Source organism: Rhodococcus rhodnii NBRC 100604 (assembly GCF_001894925.1).
Lineage (GTDB): Bacteria > Actinomycetota > Actinomycetes > Mycobacteriales > Mycobacteriaceae > Rhodococcus_F > Rhodococcus_F rhodnii.
This window is the reverse complement of record NZ_BCXD01000039.1, coordinates 21,428-29,041: the sequence shown is the minus strand read 5'-3', so window position 1 is coordinate 29,041 and position 7,614 is coordinate 21,428. Positions and strand designations below refer to the sequence as shown.

Annotated in this window: 14 protein-coding genes; all 14 read left to right on the top strand. The window is 68.1% G+C overall.

All coding sequences use genetic code 11. The features are described 5' to 3' along the window. Positions 1–117: 117 nt before the first annotated feature. Positions 118–372, top strand: a complete 255-nt coding sequence (locus RR1_RS20155; protein WP_010836815.1) for a WhiB family transcriptional regulator — start codon at positions 118–120, stop codon at positions 370–372. A gap of 175 nt (positions 373–547) precedes the next feature. Next, positions 548–928: a hypothetical protein gene (locus RR1_RS20150; protein WP_040772236.1), complete on the top strand. Its 381-nt coding sequence runs from the start codon at positions 548–550 to the stop codon at positions 926–928. Between the two features lie 452 nt (positions 929–1,380). Next, the gene (locus RR1_RS20145) at positions 1,381–1,623 is read left to right on the top strand and encodes a hypothetical protein (RefSeq protein WP_010836812.1); all 243 of its coding nucleotides are present in this window, start codon (positions 1,381–1,383) and stop codon (positions 1,621–1,623) included. Next, complete coding sequence (locus RR1_RS20140) at positions 1,620–1,991, top strand: hypothetical protein (RefSeq protein WP_010836811.1); 372 nt, start codon at positions 1,620–1,622, stop codon at positions 1,989–1,991. Before RR1_RS20145 ends, RR1_RS20140 begins: the two co-directional genes overlap by 4 nt. Then, the gene (locus RR1_RS20135; protein ID WP_010836810.1) at positions 1,988–2,314 is read left to right on the top strand and encodes a hypothetical protein; all 327 of its coding nucleotides are present in this window, start codon (positions 1,988–1,990) and stop codon (positions 2,312–2,314) included. The genes RR1_RS20140 and RR1_RS20135 overlap by 4 nt, the downstream gene beginning before the upstream one ends. Beyond that, positions 2,311–2,664 carry a hypothetical protein gene (locus RR1_RS20130; protein WP_143153957.1) on the top strand — a complete coding sequence of 118 codons (354 nt, stop codon included), beginning with the start codon at positions 2,311–2,313 and terminating at the stop codon, positions 2,662–2,664. The genes RR1_RS20135 and RR1_RS20130 overlap by 4 nt, the downstream gene beginning before the upstream one ends. After that, on the top strand, positions 2,661–3,035 hold the full coding sequence (locus tag RR1_RS20125) for a DUF4326 domain-containing protein (RefSeq protein ID WP_010836808.1): 375 nt from the start codon (positions 2,661–2,663) through the stop codon (positions 3,033–3,035). The genes RR1_RS20130 and RR1_RS20125 overlap by 4 nt, the downstream gene beginning before the upstream one ends. 957 nt (positions 3,036–3,992) lie before the next feature. Then, positions 3,993–4,427, top strand: a complete 435-nt coding sequence (locus tag RR1_RS20120; RefSeq protein ID WP_143153956.1) for a hypothetical protein — start codon at positions 3,993–3,995, stop codon at positions 4,425–4,427. A 94-nt stretch (positions 4,428–4,521) separates the two neighbouring features. Next, entirely contained in the window at positions 4,522–4,902 is a 381-nt protein-coding gene (locus RR1_RS20115) for a hypothetical protein (protein WP_010836805.1), read from the top strand. Beyond that, positions 4,899–5,063, top strand: a complete 165-nt coding sequence (locus RR1_RS22435; RefSeq protein WP_010836804.1) for a hypothetical protein — start codon at positions 4,899–4,901, stop codon at positions 5,061–5,063. The genes RR1_RS20115 and RR1_RS22435 overlap by 4 nt, the downstream gene beginning before the upstream one ends. Beyond that, positions 5,060–5,938: a hypothetical protein gene (locus RR1_RS20110; RefSeq protein WP_010836803.1), complete on the top strand. Its 879-nt coding sequence runs from the start codon at positions 5,060–5,062 to the stop codon at positions 5,936–5,938. The genes RR1_RS22435 and RR1_RS20110 overlap by 4 nt, the downstream gene beginning before the upstream one ends. 215 nt (positions 5,939–6,153) lie before the next feature. Beyond that, positions 6,154–6,393 (top strand): hypothetical protein, encoded by a 240-nt coding sequence (locus tag RR1_RS22140; protein ID WP_143153955.1) that lies wholly within the window; start codon positions 6,154–6,156, stop codon positions 6,391–6,393. Beyond that, positions 6,390–6,764, top strand: coding sequence for a hypothetical protein (locus RR1_RS20100; protein WP_010836801.1), 375 nt, complete (start codon positions 6,390–6,392; stop codon positions 6,762–6,764). The genes RR1_RS22140 and RR1_RS20100 overlap by 4 nt, the downstream gene beginning before the upstream one ends. After that, positions 6,761–7,426 (top strand): hypothetical protein, encoded by a 666-nt coding sequence (locus RR1_RS20095; protein ID WP_010836800.1) that lies wholly within the window; start codon positions 6,761–6,763, stop codon positions 7,424–7,426. Before RR1_RS20100 ends, RR1_RS20095 begins: the two co-directional genes overlap by 4 nt. Positions 7,427–7,614: the final 188 nt, after the last annotated feature.

Sequence of the window (7,614 nt, the reverse complement as noted above, 5' to 3'; positions counted from 1 at the left end):
GTTAGGGACCGGGGCCGAGGTCAAGAAGCAGATCGGCAACGCCGTCCCGGTCGGTGTCGCCCGCTGGCTCGGTGAACGCGTCACCGCTGCCCTCGCCGAATCGGAAGGAGCAGCGGCATGAGCCTGTTCGAGATCTTCAATCAGGCACCGTGGATGGAGCACGGCGTGTGCGCGCAGACCGATCCCGAGGCGTTCTTCCCCGAGCCGGGGGAGACGGGGATCGGCGCGAAGCGCGTCTGCCTCGGCTGCCCCGTCCGCACCGAGTGCCTCGACCACGCACTCGCGAACGATGAGCGGTTCGGCATCTGGGGTGGACTCACCGCGCTGCAGCGGCGCCGGATCCAGCGGTCCACGGTCGGTGGTGCGGCATGAGCGATATCGCCCCACCAACCACGCGGTGCCCCGTCTGCGTCCGGCCGATCCGCAACAGCATCACGTCGCGCGGCCGTATCGCTGGCAGGCACCGCACACCGACCGGTCAGGGATGCCCGATGTCCGGGCGGCTGCTGCCCGATGACATCGACGAATGGTTCGGGGGTGCTGCCTGATGGCCCTCCCGTGGGTCCGTTTGGACACGCAATTCGCGTCGAATCCGAAGATCCTGGACCTGATTTCACGCAGAAAGCACCGTGCGATCGTCGTGTGGATGGCGTCGCTCGGCTACGCGGGCGCCCACGAAACGGACGGATTCGTTCCTGCAGCGGCACTTCCGTTCCTCCATGGAGGTCGTTCCGACGCCACCGATCTGGTCATGGCGAGGCTCTGGCACGCCGTCGAAGGTGGGTACGCGATCAACGACTGGGACGAATACCAGTGGACCAGCGACGCACACCAAGACCGCAGGCAGAAGGCCGAATCGGCCTCCAAGAAGGCCAACTGTGTCCGGTGGCATGGGAAGGAGTGCGGATGCTGGAAACGCGCCGCCTGACCGCATCCGATTCGGACTCCGGATCGGACTCCGAATCGGAGATCCCATTGCGGACTCCCGCGACGGACTCCCACGCACGCACGCACGGACTTACGCAGATGGTTCTTACGTTGAGAGGGAATCTTTCGTTGCGTAACGCGCGCAGGGGGGGGCAGCAAGATTCGCCGTCAATGGTGGGTGGACCGGCGCGCTTCGCGCAGCCGTGAGGGCCGCCCGATGAACCCGTACGACTACGCCGGCCGCCACGACTGCCCGCACTGCGGTGCGGCCGTGGGGGCCAGGTGTACCACCGAGGACGGCTTCGAGCGCGCGATCCCGTGCGTCGATCGAGTGAAACTCGTCGACCGCTGGCCGTCACTCCCGGACCCTCCCGCCTCGCTTCCTCGCCGTCTCCGGCACATCGAACGCTTCGGCACGCCAGACCCCGCCGAACCCAGACACCAGGAGCCCCAGTGAAAACCACCTTCCACGACGGCAAGAGGTGGGTCGTCACCGCGATCCGCAAGCACCCGTTCGAGTACGCCGAGCTCGCGAGGCCGGGGGAGCGGTGCACGGTCGCGGTCCACCGCATCCGCATCCACGACGACCAGAACCCCGCCACCCACCCCGTCACACCAGACACCACCGTTTCGTCCGCCCACGGGCCACACAGCCCCGCGAACGACACGCCAGCCACGGAAGGACTCACCGCATGACCATCACGCCCGAGGCGCTCGCCCGGCTCATCGCCGACGCGTTCTACGACCAGGACTCCTCCGTCGATGACGCGAATCTCACCGAGACGACCATCTCCGACACCTTCGACCTGGTGGCCGTCGCGTCCGCGCTGCTCGCCCGCCACGCCGTCCTCGAACTCCCCGAACCCGACTCACGGTTCGACGGCGATGAGGATACGAACGCCTACGTCGACTTCCACGCGGTCCTGGACACCATCACCGTCTACGACGACGGCGACATCGAAGCGGTCCTCTCCCATCGCTACGGCGACACCCCCGCTGACCTCCGCATCCTCGCTGCTGCCCTGTGCGCGGCAGCCAACCGCGCCGAGAAGGTGAAGGCATGAGCCACGATGAGTTCGTCGGCATCCTCAGCTCGATGGGCGACCCCAACCGCCCCGTGATGTCCAAGCCGCCCCGAGTGGCCGCGTCCCGCGACTTCATCCGCGAAGTCCGCGACGAACTCGCCCTCACCGACGAACATGCCGAACGCGCCGCCGACTGGATCGCGAACAAGCTCGAACGGTACGCCGCCTACTTCGCCCGCCCCGTCATGAGCCTGGACGGCCTCGGCCCGCAATGCTCCCTCTGTGAGGCCCCGTGGCCACTGTGCGGACACCATCACCTCTCCGGATGGGACGACACCGACGAGGACGGAGACGACGCATGAGCCCCCGAGAAGAGTTGGCGAAAGCGATCCACAGGGGGATGTGCGTGCAGAGCTGGCAGGACTGCGTCGATGAGGAGCGGACATGCTTCCGCGGCGCCGACGCCGCCCTCGCAGCGGGCTGGCGTCCCCCGGCCCGCGTCATCACCACACGCGAGCAGCTCGACGCGCTGCCCGTCTACAGTGAGATCGTTCCGTTCGGATATCGACCGTCGCAGATGCTCCTCGTGAAGCGGCGCGACGGAGCATTCCTTGCACTGACTCCGAGCCGGCCAAAGAACGGCGGGGTGTGCCTGCCCGTGCACGTCGGACTCCCCGCGACCGTCCTCCACGACCCGAGCGAGACGTCGTGACCGCGCCGAAGCGCATCCAGCGCAAACGAACCCGCGGCTGGCGCATGCCCGAGAACACCGTCTACGTCGGACGGCCGACGAAGTGGCGGAACCCCTTCGCCGTCGACGACGGCTTCGTGTATCGGATCGGCGCCCTCACCACGATGGCGAGAGGCCGTGCCGAGGCGGTCCTGCTCTACAAGCGGGGGTTGGCCGCCGACCATTACCAGCTCCGCTACGAGGGCGGCGATTGGCGGACGAACGTCATTCCCACGTCGGTCGACGACATTCGCCGCGAGCTGGCGGGCCGTGATCTCGCCTGCTGGTGTCCGCTCGACGCCCCGTGCCACGCCGACGTCCTACTCGAACTCGCAGCGATGGAGGATATCTGATGCCCCCAGCACTCGAACTGACTGGCCGCACTTTCGGCCGTCTGGTGGCAGTTGAACGCTCACACAAGGACGCCACCGGAGCATGGATGTGGCTGTGCCGCTGCGGCTGCGCCCGGTACGTCCACGTTCGTGGAGCCACCCTGACGGCTGGACGAGCATCGGCGTGCAGCAGTTGCGCCGCCTCTATGCGGGCCAGGACTCACGGAGAAACGGGTAGCCCGCTCTACCAGCGTTGGCGGGCGATGCTCGACCGCTGCGAGAACAGCCACCATCGAGCCTGGCGGGACTATGGCGGACGCGGAATCGCGGTGTGCCCACGGTGGCGCTCGTACGAGTTGTTCGCCGCCGACATGGGGTCGACATTCCGGCCCGATCTTGAGCTGGACCGAATCGACACCGACGGCGACTACGAACCACGAAACTGTCGCTGGATCAGTCATGCAGCCCAGCAGTCGAATAAGCGAAACAACCACGTCATCGAGTGGCGCGGACATGTCAAGACCGTAACCCAATGGGGTTCAACCCTCGGCATCCCCAGCAACACCCTCGTCCACAGGCTGCGACGTGGATGGTCTGTCGACCGAGCGTTGACGACAGGGGCCAGTAGGGATGTCCTCCTCGAACTCGCGAACGAGGCGGCGTCGTGAGGTGGCTGCGGCGTCGGCGTCCGGCCCCGCTCGGCCCGGACTGCCCGCACTCGCGGCTCCACCACATCCCCGCCGATGGACGTCGGCGACCGCCGCTGCTCTGCCTCGACTGCGGGAGACGGATCACCGGCCCCGTATCGCTCGCCGCGTCCCGCAGACACGAATGGCAGCCTGGCACAGGGTCGGTGGAGGGATGACCGCCCCGTCCCTGTTCGATCCGCCGCCCGAACCCCAGCCGTGCTGGGTGTGCCTGCGCATCCTCGTCCCGCCGCCCGTGTGCGGCACCCACTGCCACCAGGAGAAACCAGCCGTGACCGAGACCACCCACCCCTCGATCTACGATCCCAAGCCCGGCGTGCCCTACGGCACCTGCATGGTCTGCGACGCCCTCTTCGCGGACCGAGCCGCGGTCAACGCGCACCATGACGCGACCAGGCCGGTAGCCAATCCCAGCGAGGGCTTCGTCAACCTCGGGCGCAGCCACACCGTCCGCATCACCAACCCCACCCGCCCAGAACGCATCAGGAGCATGGTCGAAGAAGTCCTCGAAGAAGCATTGCGCCAGTACGGGGACATCGACGTTGGCTGCCAGACCATCGAATCCAACGCCGACGTGGCCGAGTACGTCATCGACGACCTCGAACGCAGCCTCGACCGCCGCGAACTCACCCGCGACGAAGCTATGACCGCACTCGCCGCGCTCCACGCGGACGACGTCATCGAGGCATGGGAGGGCGACGAATGACCACCACACCCCGTGTTGCCCTCAATGAGGACGCCAGTTGCCGACACGGCCACACCCGCCGTGCCCGCGCCCGCCGATCCAGCAGGAGAGTCCAGTGACCCGCACCCGAGCATCCGCCCGCGCCGCCGGCACACGCTTCGAGCGCCAGATCGCCGACGCCCTCCTCGCCGACGCGTTCTACGACGCGGAGTCCTCCGTCGATGACGCGGACCTCACCGAGACGTGCCTCGATGGCTGGTTCGACCTGACCCGCGTCGCCGAGACGCTGCTCGCCCGGTTCGCCGTCCTCGAACTCCCCGAACCCAGCAGCCGTGTCGAGTCGACACTCGTGAACTACTGCGGCTACACCAACTTCGATGCAGCCCTGGACACCATCACCGTCCACGACGACGGCGACCTCTACGCGGACCTCTCCGCACGCCCCGACGCCGACCCCGCCGACCTCCGCCGCGCACTCGAAGGAGACCCACAGTGAAGACCCAGGAGCAGCTCGAGGCCCGGCTGCGGGTGGCGCAGGACGCTCTCGCAGCAGCAACCACCGACGAGGACCGCGCGACCTGGCGTGACGTGATCGAAACCTGGGAATCGGTCATCGAGCTCCGGCGCAAGACTGGTCTCTGGGAGGAGGGGCGATGACGGACATCGTGGATCAGATCGACGCGCTCATCGACGAGCAGCTCGACGCCGGCGAACCACGCACCGGCTTCGACTTCGGCGACCCACAGTTCCCGAAATGCCCCCACTGCACGCGGGATTGGCACGGTCTCGCGATCACCCGGCGCATGGAGGAGATGCGGTGGCGCGGCGAGGTGGACCCCGACTATCGGTACACGGAGGACGAGTCCGAGATCCTCTGCCCCGGATCGGACTTCATCGGACCGTGGGCGACAGCCGAGCAGCTCGAACGGATCCGTCGTGGCATCGCCAGCGGATTCCTCGGCTCACTAGACGGATTGCCGTGGAGGTCGTACGCCCTCGACGTGTATCTACAGGCCCGCGATGAAGAACGCCTTCGCCGGATGGGGTCATTCTTCTATTCGGAAGCGTTCGCCGACGGCGGCATCATCGAGGGGGCGGCCGAGCTGCACACCGCCCGAGTCGGCGAAGCCCTGCCCGTGAATCCCGATCGCCGCGGCACCTTCGTCTCGATGGGACGCCTGGTGCCTGGCGACCGGATCGCCATCGAGATCGCTGGTCGCCGACGCGAGGCGGTCGTTGTCGACGTCGTCGAGCGGGGCGGAGAGGTCGAATTCGTCACCCAGGACCCGAACTACAGCTTCCATGCGGCGCGCCTCGCACGTCTCCGAGACGCCGCACGTCTCCGGGACTCCGCGCGGAGAGCCACGTCGACCCTGTCCCGGTTCGCAGCCTCCCTCGGCGACGACGCCACGCCGGACGCGCCGGAGCTGCCGGAGTTCCCGCGGCCGAGCACGCCGCCGCCGATGTGGGCGAACGACCCGACGCGAACTCGCCGCGGCCGCACGCGGCGATCGAGCGGGAGGGGACGGTGAACGGGAATCTGGTCGAAGTGATGGTCGGGATATCCCTCGGTATCGCAGCGAACGCGGCGCTTATCGCGACGATCGTGAAGGAGGGGCCGAGGCAGCGCTGGCGCACCCAGCACGTGTCGACGGGATCCTCGGCACACCCCGCTCGACATCTCGCATCCGACCGCTTCGAGGCGTGGACGCACTGCCCGTCGTGCGGCGCCTACGCCGCGCACCTCATGCGCGAGCCGCGCCGAGCAACCGCAGCCGACATCGAAGCATGGAGACGACGCCGCCACGAGTTCTACGAATCGGCCACCGGCGCCGACTGGGAGCAGGTCGAGATCCGATCGTTCGGCGGCGGACTCATCCGAACCACCAGTGGGCCACCGGTATTCCGAGAGCCGCGACCCATCGACGAGGGCGACTACGAAACCATCCGCATCTGCGAATGCGGCGAGGAATGGGGACAACGATGACCCGCACCCGAGCATCCGCCCGCGCCGCCGGCACACGTTTCGAGCGGCAGATCGCCGACGCCCTCGCCCAGGCGCTCGACGACGACCGCATCGACCGGCGCGTCAAGACCGGCGCGAAGGACCGCGGCGACGTTGCAGGAGTCAGAGCTCACGGGCAGCGCGTCGTCATCGAGACGAAGAACTGCGCACGCCTCGACCTGCCCGCCTGGACCCGCGAAGCCCACCTCGAAGCGGGCAACGACGACGCCCTCGTCGGCATCGTCATCCACAAGCGCCACGGCAACGGCGACCCACTCGACCAGTGGGTCACCATGACCGTCGCCGACCTCGTCGCACTGCTGACCGGGCAGCCATTGGAGGACCGACCATGAACGACGAGTGCCTGTACCTCACGATCGCGGACCGCAACCAGCTCGTCGCGACCCTGCGGGAGATCCCCGACCTGGCAGCCGACCTCGCCGCCGCGATAGCCCTGCCCGGCTACCCGCGCCGGTACTCGCTCGAGCCGCGCGTGCGGGGGAGTGGCGAGACCCCAGTGCCGTTCCCCGCCGAAGCGCAGGACGCCGCCGACGTCCTCACGAACGAGCTATGGGGCTGGATCAGGCTCGTCCTCGAGCAGCGCCGCATGGACTACGACGGCGCCACATCCCTCGAAGGACTCGCGCGCTGGCTGCAGCGCAACATCATCGCCCTGTCGATGACCGAGGGCTCGGGCGACGCACCCCGCATGATCGAGGCCGCCGTCAAGCTCGCACGGCGCGCATGCCGAACGCCGCGCGCTCGGACGTACGGCGGCACCGTGCGCGAGGCGGAGTCGTTCGAGCTGAACGCCAAGGCCATCGAGCGCATGCGGTGCGAGCTCGGCGACGAGTACGCCGGCCTGACGACTCGGCGCATCCGCACGCTGCGGGACCGCGGCCTGCTCACTCCCGTCCGGACCGTGCCCACCACAGACGGACCGCTCGACGTCTTCCGCCTCGGTGACGTGCTCAGCGCGCACCGCTCACACCCGACACGCAGGCGCACCGCATGACACTGCACGCTTAAGCCACCGCCAACTGCTATGCTTCGCATGAACACCGATGGCCTCCAGGGAATCCGATCCCTCGGAGGCCATCGGCGTCTGAGCACCCAGGGGCGCGACTGGGGCACGTGCTGCACGCCACGCCAAACAGGGCTGTGCGCCGGGAACCAACGCGCGACACCACCCCACATCTGAGG